14 protein-coding genes are annotated in these 17,052 nt (G+C 72.4%); 4 read left to right on the forward strand and 10 right to left on the reverse strand.

Annotated elements, in window-relative coordinates:
* Positions 1-44: 44 nt before the first annotated feature.
* Complete coding sequence (locus ACIA8R_RS06795) at positions 45-1,067, forward strand: terpene synthase family protein (RefSeq protein ID WP_397036987.1); 1,023 nt, start codon at positions 45-47, stop codon at positions 1,065-1,067.
* Here the strand turns inward: ACIA8R_RS06795 and ACIA8R_RS06800 are convergent.
* Both ACIA8R_RS06800 and ACIA8R_RS06805 read right to left on the reverse strand, forming a co-directional pair.
* A complete protein-coding gene (locus tag ACIA8R_RS06800; RefSeq protein WP_364097818.1) occupies positions 1,064-2,578 on the reverse strand; it encodes a prenyltransferase/squalene oxidase repeat-containing protein in 1,515 nt (504 codons plus the stop codon). The genes ACIA8R_RS06795 and ACIA8R_RS06800 overlap by 4 nt on opposite strands.
* Entirely contained in the window at positions 2,575-3,945 is a 1,371-nt protein-coding gene (locus ACIA8R_RS06805) for a cytochrome P450 (protein ID WP_364097815.1), read from the reverse strand. Before ACIA8R_RS06805 ends, ACIA8R_RS06800 begins: the two co-directional genes overlap by 4 nt.
* A gap of 284 nt (positions 3,946-4,229) precedes the next feature.
* Between ACIA8R_RS06805 and ACIA8R_RS06810 the strand changes: the two genes are divergently transcribed.
* Positions 4,230-5,264, forward strand: coding sequence for a polyprenyl synthetase family protein (locus ACIA8R_RS06810; protein WP_397036990.1), 1,035 nt, complete (start codon positions 4,230-4,232; stop codon positions 5,262-5,264).
* A gap of 169 nt (positions 5,265-5,433) precedes the next feature.
* Here the strand turns inward: ACIA8R_RS06810 and ACIA8R_RS06815 are convergent, their stop codons facing one another.
* The 3 genes from ACIA8R_RS06815 to ACIA8R_RS06825 form a co-directional block, all read right to left on the reverse strand.
* Positions 5,434-6,363 (reverse strand): aldo/keto reductase, encoded by a 930-nt coding sequence (locus ACIA8R_RS06815; protein ID WP_357701045.1) that lies wholly within the window; start codon positions 6,361-6,363, stop codon positions 5,434-5,436.
* Positions 6,364-6,441: 78 nt separating this feature from the next.
* The gene (locus ACIA8R_RS06820) at positions 6,442-7,947 is read right to left on the reverse strand and encodes an MFS transporter (protein ID WP_364097809.1); all 1,506 of its coding nucleotides are present in this window, start codon (positions 7,945-7,947) and stop codon (positions 6,442-6,444) included.
* The gene (locus ACIA8R_RS06825) at positions 7,947-8,519 is read right to left on the reverse strand and encodes a TetR/AcrR family transcriptional regulator (protein WP_397036993.1); all 573 of its coding nucleotides are present in this window, start codon (positions 8,517-8,519) and stop codon (positions 7,947-7,949) included. The genes ACIA8R_RS06820 and ACIA8R_RS06825 overlap by 1 nt, the downstream gene beginning before the upstream one ends.
* A gap of 121 nt (positions 8,520-8,640) precedes the next feature.
* On the opposite strand from ACIA8R_RS06825, the gene ACIA8R_RS06830 reads away from it, so the two are divergent.
* Positions 8,641-9,186, forward strand: coding sequence for a helix-turn-helix domain-containing protein (locus ACIA8R_RS06830; RefSeq protein ID WP_364097803.1), 546 nt, complete (start codon positions 8,641-8,643; stop codon positions 9,184-9,186).
* Here ACIA8R_RS06830 and ACIA8R_RS06835 read toward each other — a convergent pair.
* The 5 genes from ACIA8R_RS06835 to ACIA8R_RS06855 all read right to left on the reverse strand — a co-directional run bounded on the left by ACIA8R_RS06835 (position 9,124) and on the right by ACIA8R_RS06855 (position 15,690).
* The gene (locus ACIA8R_RS06835; protein WP_397036995.1) at positions 9,124-10,605 is read right to left on the reverse strand and encodes a wax ester/triacylglycerol synthase family O-acyltransferase; all 1,482 of its coding nucleotides are present in this window, start codon (positions 10,603-10,605) and stop codon (positions 9,124-9,126) included. The two genes, ACIA8R_RS06830 and ACIA8R_RS06835, sit on opposite strands and share 63 nt — an antisense overlap.
* A 142-nt stretch (positions 10,606-10,747) precedes the next feature.
* Positions 10,748-11,821, reverse strand: coding sequence for a sulfite oxidase (locus ACIA8R_RS06840; protein ID WP_364097798.1), 1,074 nt, complete (start codon positions 11,819-11,821; stop codon positions 10,748-10,750).
* 172 nt (positions 11,822-11,993) lie between these two features.
* On the reverse strand, positions 11,994-12,767 hold the full coding sequence (locus ACIA8R_RS06845; protein WP_397036997.1) for a hypothetical protein: 774 nt from the start codon (positions 12,765-12,767) through the stop codon (positions 11,994-11,996).
* Positions 12,768-13,000: 233 nt separating this feature from the next.
* The gene (gene polX, locus ACIA8R_RS06850) at positions 13,001-14,680 is read right to left on the reverse strand and encodes a DNA polymerase/3'-5' exonuclease PolX (protein ID WP_397036999.1); all 1,680 of its coding nucleotides are present in this window, start codon (positions 14,678-14,680) and stop codon (positions 13,001-13,003) included.
* 38 nt (positions 14,681-14,718) lie between these two features.
* Positions 14,719-15,690 carry an aldo/keto reductase gene (locus ACIA8R_RS06855; protein ID WP_364097789.1) on the reverse strand — a complete coding sequence of 324 codons (972 nt, stop codon included), beginning with the start codon at positions 15,688-15,690 and terminating at the stop codon, positions 14,719-14,721.
* A gap of 228 nt (positions 15,691-15,918) precedes the next feature.
* On the opposite strand from ACIA8R_RS06855, the gene ACIA8R_RS06860 reads away from it, so the two are divergent.
* The gene (locus ACIA8R_RS06860; RefSeq protein ID WP_364097786.1) at positions 15,919-17,001 is read left to right on the forward strand and encodes a histidine kinase; all 1,083 of its coding nucleotides are present in this window, start codon (positions 15,919-15,921) and stop codon (positions 16,999-17,001) included.
* Positions 17,002-17,052: the final 51 nt, after the last annotated feature.

Below are 17,052 nucleotides of genomic sequence, written 5' to 3' on the forward strand. Positions count from 1 at the left end.
TGACACCAGTAGTCAAAAATGGGCAAAATGGGTAGCCTTTATTAATGCCCGACTCGTCTCCCCCTGCTTACTTCAGCATCAGAAATACCCTGCTCAAGCAGTCCGACCAGCTCGCCGGCGTGCCCGAACCCGACCGGGCCGCGGTACTCGCAACCGCGTTGGACGCCGTCCCGGTGGCGGCCGGATTCCTGCGGCCGTACTCCACGTTGTTCGCCGAGGGCGACAGCTCGGCGAGCAGGCTGGCCTTCAGTTGCCTGTCCGCCGCGGCCACGTTTCCGGACGCAGCGCGTGACGAAGTAGCCGAACTCGGCACACTCACCGCGATCCTTTTCGGTCTGGACGACATAGCCGACAACATCGCCGGCTCCTGGTCCCCGGACGACGTCCTGGCGATCTTCGGCCGCCTCTCCTCGGCCCTGCGCGGACACGGAACCGACCCCGGCGACGAGGGGCCGTTGGGCGAGGCCCTGCGCGCCTGGCGCGACTGGTGGACGCGGCTCGGCGCCGACCCGGAGGTGGCGGTGTACGCGCCCGCCCTGGCCGAGCAGCTCGACCTCGCGGGCGCGGCCATGGCCCGCGAGCGGGCGTGGTCGGAAGGCGGGGAACCCTGGCCCGACTACGACACCTACGTGGACAACGGCACCCAGACGATCCTGTACAGGACGTGGTGGGTGGCCGGTCTCGGGGTGCGCGGTCCCCGCCCGGCGCACGACCGGCACTGGCGGGCCGTCGTGTCCGCCACCCATCTCGGCGCGGCCTGCATGCGGCTGGCCAACGACATCAGGACGTTCGAGCGGGAGCGCAGCGAGGGCAAGCCGAACTCCGTCCTCATCCTGGAGCGGGCGGGCACGGACACGCGGGCCGCGGTCGACCGGGTCGCCGCCCACATCGCCGAGCTCAACGGGCGCTTCCTGAACGCGCTCGCCGAGCTGCCCCCCGAACTGGCCGCGATCGCCGAGGGGCAGCGCAGGAGCGTGGCCTTCAACGGCGCGTGGTACCTGGCCAGGGACACGCACGCCTACACGGTTCGCGAGCTGGCCGGGGACGTCGGAGCACATGGCGGCTAGGAGGGACGCGCGAGGTGGGCGGCGGCGAGCTCGGCCGACCTGACCACCGCGACCGGCACGTACAGGTCCTTGTCATGCCAGAGGGGGACGTGCCGCTCGTCCGCCGCGCGGGTCAGGTACTCCAGCCCCCGTTCCACGGCCGCCTCGCGCCGGGGTTCGGCCCGTCCCGGGGTCAGCAGCAGGGTCTGCATCGCGTACGACGTCTCCTCTCGGGTGCCCGTCCAGCGGCCCCACGAGCCGTCCGCCCGCTGCGTGTCCAGCACCCAGCGGGCGGCCGCCGCCACGGCCTCGTCCGAGGCGGGGCCGCCGAAGTCGGCCAGCGCGAGCGCGCAGCTCACGGTCGCGTAGTACGGCGAGGCGTGCCACCTGTCGGCCCAGAACCCGCCGGGGTCCTGCCGCTCGCGCAGCCAGGCGGACAGGCCGGTGATCACCTCGCCGTAGCGCGGCGCGGCGTCCGGCCGGCGGGCGGCGTACTGGCCGAAGGCGTCGAGCACGTGCGCGTTGACGCTGATCGACACGCCCTGCTCGCCGGGCCAGGTGGTGAAGTGGGAGCCGTTGTGGAAGTGCCACAGGCAGTCCGGCTCGTACGGCGAGCCCAGCAGCGCCAGCGCGTACAGCGCGACGGAGGTGGTGTCGGCGTCGGCCGGCAGCCCCGGGCCCGCCGGGGTGCCCTGGGGCCCGATCGCCGCCCGCAGGTCCGCGATCATCTCCGGCGGCACCTCGACGGGCACCCCGGCGCGGGCCAGCCAGCTCAGCACCCAGCCGCGCTCGAACACGGTGATCGGCAGCCCGACCGGGACCGGGCCGCCGTGGATGCGCACGACCGCCTCCAGGTGGTCGAGGACCGGGCCCGCGACCCGGCCGCCGAGCCAGGCGGCGGCCGCGGCGGGCGAGGCGCCGACGGTGCCGATGACCGACGGCCGCGCCCCCAACGCGCCGCGGGCGTCCGGGCCCGCGATCTCCAGGGCGTGCAGCAGCTTGTCCGGGATGTCCTGCCCGGCGGCGACCCAGGACCTGATCGTGTCCAGGGTCCCGTAGCCCATGCCCGTGGGCAGCGGCAGCGGCGGGTGCCCGCCGTGCCCGTTGATGAGCGACACGAGCGAGGGGACGATGTGCTCGATGGCCGGCATGTCGGGCAGGCTGAGCGGCGCGGACAACATGGCGGAGAGCGCGCGGAGTCCGCGTCCCGCCGCCGGGGCCGCCGCGTCGAGGTCCACGCCCGGGTCGCCCCGGCGCGCCGCGGTCAGCAGCGCCTCGGTCGCGCTCAGCGTCGGCACGAGCCCGTAACCGTCGGGAGCGCCCCAGGAGCCGTCCGCGTGCTGGACGGCGGTGAGGTGGTCGAGGCGCTCGCGGTGCCCGATCAGCCAGGGGGCGAGCGAGACCAGCCGCCCGGTCTCGTAGACCGACGGCGAGACCTGCCCCCACGGCCGGAGCATGAGGCTGGAGACCAGGTCGTCCGCGCGCGCGCTGATGTCCGCCGCCGTGCCGGCGGCGGTGCTCGTCCGGCTCACGCGCGTGCGGTCCGCTCGATCGGGTGCAGCCTCAGCATCAGCTTCTCCTTCGGCCGGGTCGAGGCGCCGGGCAGGGCCGTCAACGGCTGGGGGTTGGTCAGCTCCGGCCGGTACCGGCTCAGCAGGTTGGCGACGACGAGCGGCGCCTCGACGTAGAACAGGTGCTGGCCGAGGCAGATGTGCGGGCCGGCGCCGAACGGGATGAAGGCGTAACGGTGACGCCGCTCGCCCTTTCCGTCGGCCCAGCGGTCCGGGTCGAACTCCAGCGGCCGGTCCCAGAACTCCGGCAGCCGATGGGTGCTGAACGGACTGATCAGCACGTGTGTCCCCGCCTTGATCCGGACGCCACCGACCTCCGTGTCGGCCAGTGTCTGGCGGGGCACGATCCACGCCGTCGGGTAGATGCGCAGCAGCTCCTGCAGGACCATGCGGAGATAGGGCAGCTCGGCGACCTGCGCCGGGCGTACCGGGCCGTCGACGTCGAGGCGGGCGATCTCCGCGCGCAGCCGGGCGTCCACCTCGGGGTGCTCGTGCAGCAGGCCCCAGAGCCAGGTGAGCGACATCGCCGTGGTCTCGGTGGCCGTGCCGTAGACGCTCACCAGGTCGTGCCGGACCTGGTGGACGTCGACCTCGCCGTCCGGCCCGCGCCTGCCCCTGACCAGGGCGGCCAGCACGTCGGTGTCCTTGCCGTGCGAGGTCTCGGCGACCGCCTGCTCGATCAGCGGGTAGACGATCTCGTCGATCTTCTTCTTGGCGGCCATGAACGCGCGGTCGCCGGGCAGCGGCACGGAGTCCGGCACGAACGGCAGCAGCAGCCGGAAGGCGATGGACGTGGCACACGTGGCGAACTCGGGCGCCAGCACCGCGGCCGTCTCCCGCGAGATCCGTCCGCCGAACAGGACCTGGGCGACGGCCTGGTTGATGATCGTGGTCATCTCACGCCCGGCGTCCACCGGGCGGCCCGTACGGGCGTGGCCGTCGAAGGCGCGCAGGTAGTCGTCGATGAGCTCGGTCATGTCCTCGGCCAGCGAGGCCGTGTGCTTCACGGTGAACAGCGGCTGGAGGATCTTCCTGGTGGTCGACCACGTGTCGCCCTCGCTGAGGATGCCGTGGCCGGTCACCCGGCGTACGGCCTGCCAGAGGGTGCCCTCGCGGACGAAGTTCGCCGCGTCGGTCTTGAGGATCTGCTGCACGTGGTCGGGGTGCGAGATCAGGTACGGGCGGAACGGGCCGAGGTCGAGCCGGACGATCCGCCCGTCCGCCTCCGTCCCCATTTTCGCGAGTTCACTGACAGGATCCTTGACCAGACGCGGCACCACTCGATAAAGGGGAAGGGTCTTGGGGCTACTCGCGGGGGCGTGCGGCATTGGGGGGAACCCCGATCCTGAGGATGACGCTGAAGGCAAGAGTGGCTATATCGCCATATGTTACTTTTTGCGTGATTATGGCATGATCATCCGCCCGTGATCAAGGTTGGGGCGTGATGGTACAGTTACGCTTCTTGTGGGATCATGCGAGCCGCGTCGTAGGGGCGCGCGGCCTGGGCCGTACACTGCGCTGACGGCCTGTCCCTCATCCGACCTGGCGCTTCGTCGCTGGATGCTGCGGTCTTCCGTGTAGATTCAAGATCGTACTTGGGGGTAGAGCGGCGATGCATCCCGGCCGGACGACGCCACGACGCGACGACGACGTGATCGCGCGCTGCCGCGCCCTGCTCGAACCCGCGCTCCGCGAGGCCGTCTCCGAGCTGCATCCCTGGGGCGCGCGCATGGCCGCCTTCGCCCTCGGCTGGCCCGACGCCGAGGGCCACGTCAGCGGCGGTGGTGGCGGTGCTGGTGGCGGCGGCAAGATCCTCCGGCCCGCCATCGCCATGCTCAGCGCCGAGGCCGTCGGCGGCACCGCCGAGCAGGCGCTGCCCGGCGCGGTCGCGGTCGAGCTCGTGCACGCCTTCTCCCTCGTGCACGACGACATCATCGACCGCGACGAGCAACGCAGGCACCGGGACGCGCTGTGGAAGGCGTACGGCGTGGGCCCGGCGGTGCTGGCCGGCGACTCGCTGCTGGCGCTGGCCGTCAGCCGCCTGAGCGGCCACGCCGAGGCGATGCGCCACCTGTCGGCGGCCCTGACGGAGCTGGTGCAGGGGCAGACGGCCGACATGACGTTCGAGACCCGCCCGTGGACGGGGCCCGAGGAGGTCACCGTCGAGGAGTACACGCGGATGGCCGCGGGCAAGACGGGCAGCCTGCTGGCCGCGGCCGCGGCGGCGGGGACGGCGCTCGGCGGGGCGCCCGCGCTCTCCGGCCGCATGTGGGGGATGGGACTGGACCTCGGGATCGCCTTCCAGATCGCCGACGACGTGCTCGGCATCTGGGGGGACCCGCGGGTCACCGGCAAGCCCGTGCACAGCGACCTGCGGCGCGACAAGAAGACGTTGCCCGTGCTCGCGGCGCTCGCCGTCGGCGGGCCGGCCGCCGAGGAGCTGTCCGAGGTGCTGGCGAAGGGCGCCGGGGACGAGGAGAGCGCGCGGCGGGCCGCCCGCCTGGTCGAGGAGGCGGGCGGCCGGGCCCTGGCCGAGGAGGTCGCCGACCGCCACCTGTCGGCGGCGCTGGCCGTCATGGACGAGCACCTGCCCGGCGCCGCCGCCCTGCGTGCCCTGTGCGCCTCGGTGACCAACCGCACCCACTGACGCCCACGACCCGCGCGGCCGCGGCTCCCGGAGGGGTTCGGCGACGCCCGGCGCGGGTCGTCAGGCGCGGGCCGACAGGCGACGTCGGGCGCGGGTCGTCGGGCGGCGTCCGGCGCGGGTCGACAGGCGACGTCGGGCGCGAGGCCGTCAGGCGGGCCGGCGGAGAGGGTCAGGGGCGGGAGGCCTCGTCGAGGAGGGTCAGCTCCTCCTCGCTCAGCTCCAGCTCGGCCGCCGCCAGCAGCGGCTTGAGCTGGCGCGGGTCGCGCGCGCTGGCGATCGGCGCGGTGACCGTGGGCTGGGCGGCCAGCCAGGCCAGCGCCACCGAGGCGGGCTCCGCGCCGCGCTCGGCCGCCACCTTCAGCAGCCCTTCGAGCGCCCTGCGCCCGTGCTCGGTGTCGAGGTACTCGGCCGCCTTCCCGGCCCGCGGGCTGTCGACGGTGACGCCGGGCTGGTACTTGCCGGTCAGGAACCCGCGGGCCAGCCCGAAGTACGGCGTGCTCGACAGACCGGCCGCCGCCACCACGTCCCGCAGCTCGCCCTCATACCCCCGGTCGACCAGGTTGTACGGCTGCTGCAACGCCACGTACGAGGCCAGCCCCTCGTCCCGGGAGATCCGGAGGGCCTCGGCCAGCCGCTCCGGCCCGTAGTTCGACGCGCCGACCTGACGCACCTTGCCCTCCCTGACCAGCGCGTCGAAGGCGGCCAGCGACTCCACCAGAGGTGTGTCGTGGTCGTCCACGTGCGCCCAGTACAGGTCGATGTAGTCGGTGCGCAGGCGGCGCAGCGAGTCCTCGACGGCCGTCCGGATCGTGGCCGGGGCCAGTCCTTCGAGCCCCTCCAGCATGCCGACCTTGGTGGACACGACCACGGAGTCGCGGTTGCCGCGGTCGGCCATCCACTCGCCGATGATCAGCTCGGACGTGGACTCGCCGGTCACCCAGTGGGGGTAGACGTCGGCCGTGTCGATGAAGTTGCCCCCGCCCTCGACATAGGCGTCGAGTATCGCGAACGAGGTCTCCTTGTCCGCGGTCCAGCCGAAGACGTTGGTGCCGAGCGATATCGGGAAAACGGACAGGTCCGTCGTGCCTATTGATCTCATGCGGCCATTATCCGCGCCCCCGGCGAAGAGGCACGGACGGCGCCCCGGTCACGTCCGTGCCTGGTCGCGGACCTGACGTCAGTGCTCCACGGAGGCCAGGTCGAGGGCGCGCGGGGTGAGCAGCCAGACCACCAGCGCGCCGATCAGCATCAGCGCCGCCCCCGCCCCGGAGGTCAGGGCCAGCGAGTCGGTGAAGGCCGTCCTGGCCGTCTCCACCAGCCGCGCCCCCTGAGCCCCCAGCTCGGCGGCCACGTCGAGCGCGCCGCCCAGCGACTCGCGCGCCGCGCCCGCGGCCGGGCCGCCGTAGTTCAGCGCGTCCCGGTAGACCACGGCGGCCACGCTGCCCAGCACGGCCACGCCGAGCGCGGCGCCCACCTCGTAGCTGGTCTCCTCGATGGCCGCCGCGCTGCCCGACTTCTCCGGCGGCGAACCGGCCATGATCACCGCGGAGGCGATGGCCAGCGCGCCGTTGCCCGCGCCGATCAGCGCCAGCGCGACGGCGACCGGCCAGTAGCCCAGCGGGTGCGGCGCCAGGGCCAGCAGCAGGAACCCCAGCCCCGTCACCGCGAGCCCGCCCGTCAGCACCGGGCGGGCGCCGACGCGCTCGGCCAGGACCGGCGCGAGCGGCGAGGCGATCAGCGCGGCCAGCGCGGCGGGCAGCAGTCGCACGCCCGTCTCCAGCGGCGCGTACCCCTGGACGAGCTGCATCCACTGCGCGAGCAGCAGCAGCACGGCGGCCATCGCGATCGACGTGGTCAGCGCCGTCACCACGCCCGCCGAGAACGGCCCGCTGCGGAACAGCCTGATCTCCAGCAGCGGATCGGGCCTGTGCAGGCACCGCACCACGAACCAGCCCAGCGCGACCGCCGCGACCGCGGTGGCGGCCAGGGCGGCGGGCGAGGTCAGGCCGTCCTTGCCGAACGTCTTGACCGCGTACAGCAGCGCGGCCATGCCCGCCATCGACAGGACGGTGCCCAGCGCGTCCCACCGGCCCGGCCGGGGGTTGCGCGTCTCCGGCAGCAGGAGCAGCCCGGCGACCACGGCCACCGCCATGACGGGCACGTTCACCAGGAACGCCGACTGCCAGGCGAAGTGCTCCAGCAGGAACCCGCCCAGGATCGGGCCGAGCGCCGCGCCCATCGCCGCCATCGCCGACCAGACGCCGAGCGCCCTGGCCCGCTCGCCCGGGTCGGTGAACAGGTTCCGAATCATGGACAGCGTGGACGGCATGATCATCGCGCCGCCCACGCCGAGCAGCGCCCGTACGGCGATCACCTCGGCGGCCGAGTCGGCCGCCAGGACCGCCGTCGAGGCCAGCCCGAACACGGCGAACCCGGCCAGCAGCATGCGCTTGCGCCCCCACCGGTCGCCCAGCGCGCTCGCCGTGACCAGCAGGCCGGCCAGCACCAGCGAGTACGCGTCCACCATCCACAGCAGCTCGACCGAGGTCGGCCGCAGGTCCTCGGTGATCGCGGGCAGGGCGACGTTGAGCACGGTCATGTCCATGACCACGAGCAGCACGCTGGCCGACAACACGGCCAGGCCCGCCCACCGCCTGCGCGCCGGGACGCCGGTGGCCGTCATCACGCCCACCCCCCGGCGCCCGTGCCGGCCAGGAACGTCTCGCGCAGCAGCCTGGGCACGTCCCTGCGGGCGACGTCGCCGCGGCGCAGGCTCTCCCGGACGGCCACGAGCAGGCCGTAGACCGTGTTGCTGATCCAGCGGGCGGGCAGGTCGGCGCGCAGCAGGCCGGCCCGCTGGGCGGCGGCGAAGAGCGCGATCTCGTGCTCCTCCAGCTCGTCCGCGCGGCGCAGCAGCTCCGGGTGCACGGCCATCGCGTAGTCGGTCAGGCCGAAGCCGTAGTCGTCGGCCACGTCGATCCAGCCCTCCAGCAGGGCCTCCAGGGCCTGCCGGATCAGGTGGGGGTCGTCGGAGGCGGCGGCGGACCTGACGTCCGCGCGCACCTGGAGGTCGTGCCACCGGTCGTGCGCGCGGTGGCCGAGCGCCGTCATCAGCTCCTCGCGGCTGCTGAACTGCCGGTGGAGCGTGGCCCTGCTGATCCCCACCGCCTCGGCGAGCTGGGCCATCGAGGCGGCCGGATGTTCGTTGAGGTGCTGGATCGCCGCGGTCATGATCTGCTCCCGGCTCACCACCATGAGACAACTCCGTCGAATATGAGACATTTACGTCTCATATGCTACATGACGGCCCAAGGGCAGCAGGCTCTCGCCCCGGCGGGATGGCGACGAAGTCGCAGGTGGCGTTAGGGTGCGAGCTGTGTCGATCGGTGACGCGCGCACGCGCATCCTGGACGCGGCCGAGGAACTGTTCGCGGGCGGCGGCTACGAGGCCACTCCGACCGCGGTGATAGCCAGGCTCGCGAGAGTCCCCAAGGGTCTGATCTTCCACTACTTCCCGCGGAAGATCGACGTACTCGTCGCCCTGGTCGACGAGCGCACCATGGTCGAGGAGGGCCGCGAGGTCGACGCCGTGCCCGGCGACCCGGCCGGCACGCTCGCCCGGCTGGCGCGCGGGCTGCCGCTGCGGGCCTCACCGGCGATGCGGCGCATCCTGTTCCGCGAGGCCGACACGCACGGCTCGGTCAAGGAGCGGCTCGGCAGGCTCAACGGCGAGCTGATCAGCAGGGCCAGGTTCGCGCTGGAGCTCGCGCTGCCCGGCACGCGCGGCGACGCGGCGCGGCTGGAGGTGGCCGCGGCGACGTTCGCCGCCGTGCTGCTCTACCAGGAGAACCTCTGCCAGCTAACCGGTCACCAGATCGACCCCGACGCCGTCGCCGAACTCATCGCCCACGCACTCGGCTAGCAGCTCGTCGAGGGCGTCACGCAGGTGGCCGAGCAGGCCCCACACGTCGTCCGCCCGCTCGGGGCAGGCCACGATGCCGAAGTCGAGCATGCCGTCGTAGGAGAAGCAGGTGATGTTCACGCCGCCGGACAGGTCGGTCAGCACCGACAGCGGGTAGTAGGCCAGCACCCGGCCGCCGCACATGTAGAGCGGGAACTGCGGGCCCGGCACGTTGCTGATGATCAGGTTGATCGGCGGGAACGCCGAGCCGGCCAGCCGGAAGATCGCCGGGGTGGCCAGGCTGGTGACCGGCGCGGGCAGCAGCGAGCACAGCTCGCCGAGCCAGCTCGGCGGCGCGAGCGCGAAGCGCCGCTTGGCCCTGTTCATGGTCTCGCCGACCGCCCGCAGCCGCTCCCCGGCGTCGGGGACGTTCGTCGGCATCGGCGCCACCATGGCCGCGATCTGGTTCCCGACCACGTCCTTGGCGCCGCCCGTGCGCACCGCCACGGGCACGGCCACCACCAGCGGCTCCTCCGGCAGCGCGTCCCGCTCGTCCAGCCACGAGCGCAGCGCCGAGGCGCACAGCGCCATCACCACGTCGTTGACGCTGATGCCGTTGGCCTTGGCGACCTTCTTGACCTCCTTCAGCGGCACCGACCCGAACGACAGCTCCCGCCGCGCGCTGATCGGCCCGTTGAACGGCGTGCGCGGCGCGGTCAGGCCCGGCAGCTCGGGCCGCTCCTTCCGGTCGCCGGCCACCAGCCGGGCGGCCCTGGCGATCGCCTTCGCGCCGGGCAGCGCGCCGGCCAGCGGGATCGCGTCGAGGTCGCCCGCGGCCCTGACCGCCGAGCGGGCCGCCCGCACCGGATGGGTGACCGATCGCACGGCGGCGCCGGCCAGCATCTCCATCAGGCCCGGCGCGTCCTGCCGCGGCGCCGCCGGACGCGGCCGTCGTTCCCGGGTCCCCTCCGGGGTCAGGTCGAGCAGGGTCGCCAGGGTCTCCGCGCCCGACACACCGTCGATGGCGGCGTGGTGCACCTTCGTGTAGACCGCGACCCGGCCGCCCGCCAGGCCCTTGATCAGGTGCATCTCCCACAGCGGACGCGACCGGTCGAGCCTGCGCTCGTGGATCGCGGCCACCGCCTCGGCCAGCGCGGCGTCGTCACCGGGCGCGGGCAGCGTCGTCTCGAACAGGTGGTTGCCCAGGTCGAAGGCCGGATCGGCGCACCAGTAGGGACGGTCGAGCCCGAACGGCACCTCGACCAGGCGCAGGCTGAGCGCGGGGGAGAGGTGGACGCGGTCCAGCAGCAGCTGGGCCAGCGCGTCCCGGTCCACCGCGCCGCCGGCCGGGTCGAGGACCGCCAGCCCGGCGACGTGCGCCGCGGTGGTCTCGGACTCGACATGGAGGAACTGGGCGTCCAACGGGGTCAGCTGGCGCATCTGCTCTCCCTTCTTCGTCGTGTGCGAAAGCCTCGCACGGTGTCATTTCCGTAACGTTTCCGCGAGAGTCTTTCAGATGAAATGCACACCTCCGGACCACCTTTTCGTGAAGGGCCAGCTCAGCCGCGTTCGTGACACTTACCTATCCGTTGACCACCTGCACGGGATGACGCACGACCGCGTCGAAGGAGTAGCCGAAGGGGTGCTTGGGCGTGCGCAGGGGCTGGGTGGCGCCGGTCTCGTCGGTGGCCCTGGCCATCAGCACGGCGGGCCCGAGGTGCTTCGGCGCCCACTGGACGTGCCACGGCAACCACGCCCCGACCAGGTGCGGACCGTGGTGCTCGGCCAGGTGCCAGGTCCGGCCGCCGTCGAAGCTGACCTCGACCTTGACGATCCGGCCGCGCCCGGACCACGACCGGCCGCGCAGCACGTGCGGCCCCGGACGGCCACGCCAGGCGTGCGGGCCGCGGATCGGCAGCCGGGCGTCCCAGGGCAGCTCGAAGGCGCTCTTCACGGGCTGTGCCGCCACGTCCCGGTAGAAGACCGTGTTCCACGGCGTGAACAGCTTGCTCGTGGAGACTTCGATGTCCCCCAGCCACTTGATGGAGGCGATGCCCACCCACCCCGGCACCACCAGCCGCGCCGGGAACCCGTGGTCGGGAGGCAGCGGCCGGCCGTTCATCTCGTACGCCACCAGCACGTCGCCCACGGCCTTGGCCACGGGCAGCGGACGGCGGACGTGGCCGTGGTGCTCGAAGGGCGCGTCGAGGCCGGTGGGGAGCACATCCACGGCCTCGGGACGCAGCCCGGCCTCGGCGAGCAGGTGGCGCAGCGGCACGCCCCGCCACCTCGCCACGCCGACCGCGCCCAGCCCCCACTGGGCGCCGGGCGCGGGGTCGCCCTGCTGGGTGCCGTAGAACGCGCGGCCGTTGCCGGCGCACTCGATGGCGACGTCGTGGGTGCGCGAGGGCATCGACAGCAGCTCGTCGTAGGTGAAGGCGCGCGGCGCGCGCAGCCCGGCGCCGTGCAGGTGGAGCTGCCAGGCGGCGGCGTCGATCAGCGGCGTGGAGGTGTGGTTCCTGACGAAGAAGCGGTCGTTCGGCGTGTGGTAGCCGACCCCGGACATCGCCTCCCATCGCATCTCCGCGTTCCCGTCGTGGACCAGGAACAGGTGGTCGGGGAGCGGTTTGACGATCGTCGCCGCGACTTGCCTCATGGGAGCCACCTCTCGCAAGACGTATTTCCTACCTGGAAACCATTTAATCTCCTCGCGCTGTCTCCGCGTGCGAGTGCTTGCCGAATCCTGTCCCGGATCTGGGACCGTTCCAGCCGTGACGAGACCTACCCAACGGCGTGGGTGCGGCAACCGTGCCTTTCGGGGTGGTTCGTCAGGGCGTCCGGACGAGGGTGGAGAAGGGCTCGCCGGCGTTGAGCCGGGCCACCAGGCCGAGCAGACCGGTGCGGCCGTCGTTCTCCCGCAGCCAGCGGCTCACCTGGCAGGCCGACCTGGCGTACGTGGCGGGGTCCGCGCTCGCGGTCCGCAGCCACTCCTCCAGCGTCACCGGCAGCGGCCCGGACGGCGCCACCAGGCAGCGGTCCGGCGCGGACTCCGGGGCCAGGTAGCGCGGGTCGCCCGAGACCACCACCGCCAGCCCCTCGTCGAACCACTGCGGGACGGTGGCGGAGGAGGCGAGCCTGGCGTGCAGCTCGACATGGGACAGCTCGTGCGAGGCGATCACCGGGTCGAGGCCGCGCGGCGAGAGCATGACCGACCGGTTGAGCACCGCGACGCCGCGCTCCTGGCCGCCGCCGATGCGCCGGTAGCAGGTGTCGGTCAGGCAGACGAGCAGGCCGGGGGAGCTGAGGCGGGTGCCGTAGAAGCCGGTGACCCGGCGGGCGGCCTGCTCGGCCACCTCGCCGACGCGGGTGCGCTGGGCGGGGGTCAGGCCGTCCTCGGTGTAGACGCCCGGGTGCAGCTCGGTCAGGCCGTAGCAGCCGGGGCAGGTGGTGGCGGCGAGCGAGGGGTAGGCCAGCGCGACCCCACCGACGGCGGCCAGCAGCAACGAGGCCAGTACGGCGACGAGAATGCGCCACCAGCGCCGCCTGCTCTTCGTCCCGGATGCCCGTTCGGTGGGCCGGGCCGGGGGATGGTTGTCCTTCATCGCCGTCCAAGCTAGCGAAGCGGGATGATCTGCGCGTGGCGCGGCAAGAATGCGGCAAATGTTCTAATTTATGGTGTTAAGTCCGAATTTGAGAGCAGAAATCTGGGTGGACGCTCGTTCCAGGACGAAGGCCGCGACCGCCCGCGGCGGACCCCCGCCTCCAGGCTCGGGTGCGGCCCGCGCTGGGTGCGGGCCGCACCCGACCCGCCCTCCGACGCGGGACGGGGCCGGGACTAGCGCCCGAGGAAGGCGAGAAGCCGGTCGAGCGGCCAGGTGTTGATGATGTCGTCGCCGGTCAGCCAGGCCCGCTGCGCGATGCCGACCCCGAACCGCTGGTGGGCCAGGTGCGGGATCGCGTGCGAGTCGCTGTCGACGGAGAACTTCACCCCGTGGTGCTTGGCCAGCCGCACCAGGTCGGCCGGCAGGTCGGACCGGTCGGGATAGGAGTCGATCTCCATCGCGGTGCCCGTACGGGCGGCCGCCCGGAAGACGGCGTCCCAGTCGGCCTCGACCGGCGGCCGCTTGCCGATCTTCCGGGTGGTGGGATGGCCGATGATGTCGACGTACGGGTTCTCGCAGGCGGCGATGAAGCGGCGGGTCATCTCCTCCCGCGACATGCCGAAGTGCGAGTGGACCGACGCCACGCACACGTCGAACTCGCGCAGGACCTCGCCGGGCCAGTCGACCGAGCCGTCGGGCGCGATGTTGAGCTCCGACCCGTGCAGGATGCGCATGTGCGGATACTTCTTCTGCAGCTCGGCCACCCGCCCGCGCTGCTCCAGCGCCTTGTCCAGCGTCATGCGCTGCATGGCCAGGTCGGGCGCGTGGTCGGTGACCGCGTAGTAGGAGTAGCCGCGCGCGGCCCCGGCGGCCACCATGTCCTCCAGCGAGGCGATGCCGTCGGTGAGGTCGGTGTGGGTGTGCAGGTCGCCCTTGAGGTCGGCCAGCTCCACCAGCACGGGCAGCTCGCCGCGCAGCGCCGCCTTGACCTCGCCGCCGTCCTCGCGCATCGGCGGCGGCACGAACTGCATGCCGAGCGCCTCGTAGATGTCCTCCTCGGACTCCGCGGCGATCACCCGCTCGCCCTCGAACAGCCCGTACTCGGACAGCTTCCAGCCCTTCTTCACCGCCATCTCCCTGATGGTCACGTTGTGCTCCTTGGAGCCGGTGAAGTACTGCATCGCCGCGCCCCACGACCCGGCCGGGATCAGGCGCAGGTCGACCTGGACGCCGGAGGTCGTGCGGATCGAGGTCTTCTTGTCGCCGGCGGCGATGACGTCGGCCACGTAGGGCTGCGCGCGGAAGTCGGCCATGATCGACTCGGGCGCCACCGCCAGGATGTCGATGTCGCCGATCGTGTCCTTCATCCGCCGCAGCGACCCCGCGTACGCGATGCGCTCGGCCTTGAGCGAGCCGATGACCTGCTCGGCCAGCGCCATGGCGACGCCGATGTGCACCCGCCGGCCCGCCTGCTCAAGCTGCTCGATGCCCTTGAGCAGGTTGGCCAGCGTCTTGGGGCCCAGGCCCTTGACGCCGTCGAGCCGGCCGGAGGTGATGGCCTCGCCCAGCGCCACCGTGGAGTCGATGCCGTAGTCCTCGAAGAGCATGATGGCCGTCTTGGGGCCGAGCGTGGGCACCCGGGTCAGCCGCCGCACGCCCTCGGGCACCCGGCCCCGCAGGTCGTCGAGCTGCCGGAAGCTGCCGCGCTGGAGGAACTCCTCCATCTTCTTGGCGATGGCCTCCCCGACGCCGGGGACGCCGCGCACGTCGACCTCCGAGATGTCCTCGGGGAACCCGGCGATCGCCTTGGCCGCCTTCTGGTAGCTCCGCACCCGGAAGGCGTCGCCGCCGCTCAGCGCGAACAGCTCCGCGTATTCCTGCAGCGCCGCCGCCGCCTCCTCATTAGCCCGCATGCCCCTACCTTAGGATCTTCGACCGACAATCCCGGTGATCAGAACTTGACCTCCCGCGGCCGGTACGGCTCGGCCAGGAACTCCATCTCCCTGTCCGACAGCGTGACGCCGACGGCGGCGACGGCGTCGTCCACGTGCCGGTCCTTGGTGGCCCCGACGATCGGCGCGGTGATCCCCGGCCGGTTGAGCAGCCAGGCCAGGGCGATCTGGGCCGGCGGCAGCTCCCGCTCGGCGGCGACCTGGGCGACCCGGTCGAGGATCTGCCGGTCGTTGTCGGGGTCGTACAGGAAGTCGATGCGCTGGTCGGAGCCGGTCCTGGCGGTCGCGGAGGCCGTCGAGCCCGCCCTGGCCAGCACGCCGCGCGCGAGCGGGCTCCACGGGATCACGCCCACGCCCTGGTCGGCGCAGAGGGGCAGCATCTCGCGCTCCTCCTCCCGGTAGAGCAGGTTGAGGTGGTTCTGCATCGAGACGAACCTGGTCCAGCCGTTGGCCTCGGCCACGTGCTGGGCCTTGGCGAACTGCCAGGCCCACATCGTGGACGCGCCGATGTAGCGGGCCCGGCCCGACCTGACGACCTCGTGCAGTGCCTCCATGGTCTCCTCGATGGGGGTCTCGTCGTCCCATCGGTGGATCTGGTACAGGTCCACGTAGTCGGTGCCGAGCCGGTCGAGCGAGGCGTCGACGGCGGACAGGATGTGCTTGCGCGACAGGCCGCGGTCGTTGGCGCCCCGGCCCATCGGGAAGTAGACCTTGGTGGCCAGCACGTAGTCCTCGCGCCGGGGGAAGATCCGGCGCAGCACACTGCCGGTGACGACCTCGCTCTGGCCCCGGCTGTAGATGTCGGCGGTGTCGAAGAACGTCACGCCCGCGTCGGCGGCCCGGCGGATGATCGGCTCGGCCTCTTCCTCGGGCAGCGCCCATTCCTGCCGCGCCGGGTCGCCGTAGCTCATCATCCCCAAACAGATGCGAGAAACTTTCATACCAGTCGCGCCAAGTCGCATGTATTCCATACCGCCACCCTATGGCTGATATGAACTGTCTAACCTCTTGTGGGGTGGGAAGTCAGCGTGTCCGGAAGCGGCCCCGGCCTTTACACGGGGCTACGCGATCAGGTCGATTAGAGGAACGAGGCAGCGGTGAGCGCACTCGCCACGCGTACTGTCCCGACGCATCAACCGTGTACCGGGGGTGAGGTGGACGCGACACACCGTGGCCTGACGCCTCGATTACGGTCCAGGATGCACAGTCTCTCGTCGCCGTCCTGGGCCGGGGGGCTCGGCCTGGTGGCCGGGGGCGTCGGGCTGGCGATCCCGGTGCAGGCCGGGCTGGCCGGGTCCGGGCTGGTGGTCGAGGGGTCGGTCGCGCTGGCCGTCCTGCTCACGCTGCACGGCAGGTTCGTCCTGGAGGAGCCCTCGCGCCGGGCCGGTGCGTGGTGGCTGGTGGCCGTCCAGGCGTGGCTCACCTATGTGCCGCTGGCGGTGTTCGGGCCGGCCTGGACGCCGGTGTGCGGGCTGCTGGCGGGCGCCCTGCTGGTGGTCGCGTCCCGGATCAGGTCGGTCGTGCTGGTGGTGCTGGCGCTGTCGTGCGGGCCGGTGCTGCTGGCCGCGCCCTCCTGGCAGGTCGAGCCGGCGTGGGCGCTGGCCTGCCCGCTGGTCGGCGTCGTGGAGTTCGCGCTGCTGAGCCTGCTGGCCCAGGTGCGCCGGCTGGCCGGGGCCCGTACCGACGTCATGCGCCAGGCCGTGACGCTGGAGCGCCGCCGCTTCACCCGCGACCTGCACGACCTGGTCGGGCACCGGCTGACCGTCCTGACGCTCAAGGCGCGGCTCATCCAGCGGCTGGTGGCGGAGGGTGACGAGAAGGCCCGGCAGGAGCTGACCGAGACGCTCGACCTGCTGCGGGAGCTGTCGGCCGACGTCCGGGCCGTCGCGCACGGACGCCTGCGCAGCTCCTCGCTGGCGGCCGAGATGAGCTCGGCGCGGGCGCTGCTGGAGTCGGCGCGGGTGCGCTGCCAGATCAGGGTGGCCTGCCGCGATCTGCACCCTGACGTGGAGGAGGCCCTCACGCACGCGTTGCGCGAGGGCGTGACGAACGTGCTGCGGCACGCCGAGGCCGGGCAGTGCTGGATCCAGCTCATGGAACGCGACAACGTGGTCCGCCTGTCGATCAGGAACGACGGCGTACGTCCCCCGCGCCGGCCGGGCGACGCCGGTCAGGGCCTGCTCAACCTGGCCGAACGCGTCTCGGCGCTGGGCGGCTGGCTGGAGGCGTCCACGTCGCGCGGCGGGCAGTTCTCTTTCAGTGTTTATGCCCCGCGCAGATAATTACCTTTTGTGAAAAACGCATCAAAGCGCATTCCATAGCCATATATGACT

Source organism: Nonomuraea sp. NPDC051191, assembly GCF_044455665.1.
Lineage (GTDB): Bacteria > Actinomycetota > Actinomycetes > Streptosporangiales > Streptosporangiaceae > Nonomuraea.

Excerpts from the sequence above, each read along its gene's own strand:
- ACIA8R_RS06805 (WP_364097815.1), bottom strand. The coding sequence starts at position 3,945 with ATGCCGCACGCCCCCGCGAGTAGCCCCAAGACCCTTCCCCTTTATCGA.
- polX (WP_397036999.1), bottom strand. The coding sequence starts at position 14,680 with ATGCGGGCTAATGAGGAGGCGGCGGCGGCGCTGCAGGAATACGCGGAG.
- ACIA8R_RS06815 (WP_357701045.1), bottom strand. The coding sequence starts at position 6,363 with ATGAGATCAATAGGCACGACGGACCTGTCCGTTTTCCCGATATCGCTC.
- ACIA8R_RS06835 (WP_397036995.1), bottom strand. The coding sequence starts at position 10,605 with ATGCGCCAGCTGACCCCGTTGGACGCCCAGTTCCTCCATGTCGAGTCC.
- ACIA8R_RS06795 (WP_397036987.1), top strand. The coding sequence starts at position 45 with ATGCCCGACTCGTCTCCCCCTGCTTACTTCAGCATCAGAAATACCCTG.
- ACIA8R_RS06840 (WP_364097798.1), bottom strand. The coding sequence starts at position 11,821 with ATGAGGCAAGTCGCGGCGACGATCGTCAAACCGCTCCCCGACCACCTG.
- ACIA8R_RS06825 (WP_397036993.1), bottom strand. The coding sequence starts at position 8,519 with ATGGTGGTGAGCCGGGAGCAGATCATGACCGCGGCGATCCAGCACCTC.
- ACIA8R_RS06860 (WP_364097786.1), top strand. The coding sequence starts at position 15,919 with ATGCACAGTCTCTCGTCGCCGTCCTGGGCCGGGGGGCTCGGCCTGGTG.
- ACIA8R_RS06820 (WP_364097809.1), bottom strand. The coding sequence starts at position 7,947 with ATGACGGCCACCGGCGTCCCGGCGCGCAGGCGGTGGGCGGGCCTGGCC.
- ACIA8R_RS06855 (WP_364097789.1), bottom strand. The coding sequence starts at position 15,690 with ATGGAATACATGCGACTTGGCGCGACTGGTATGAAAGTTTCTCGCATC.
- ACIA8R_RS06845 (WP_397036997.1), bottom strand. The coding sequence starts at position 12,767 with ATGAAGGACAACCATCCCCCGGCCCGGCCCACCGAACGGGCATCCGGG.
- ACIA8R_RS06810 (WP_397036990.1), top strand. The coding sequence starts at position 4,230 with ATGCATCCCGGCCGGACGACGCCACGACGCGACGACGACGTGATCGCG.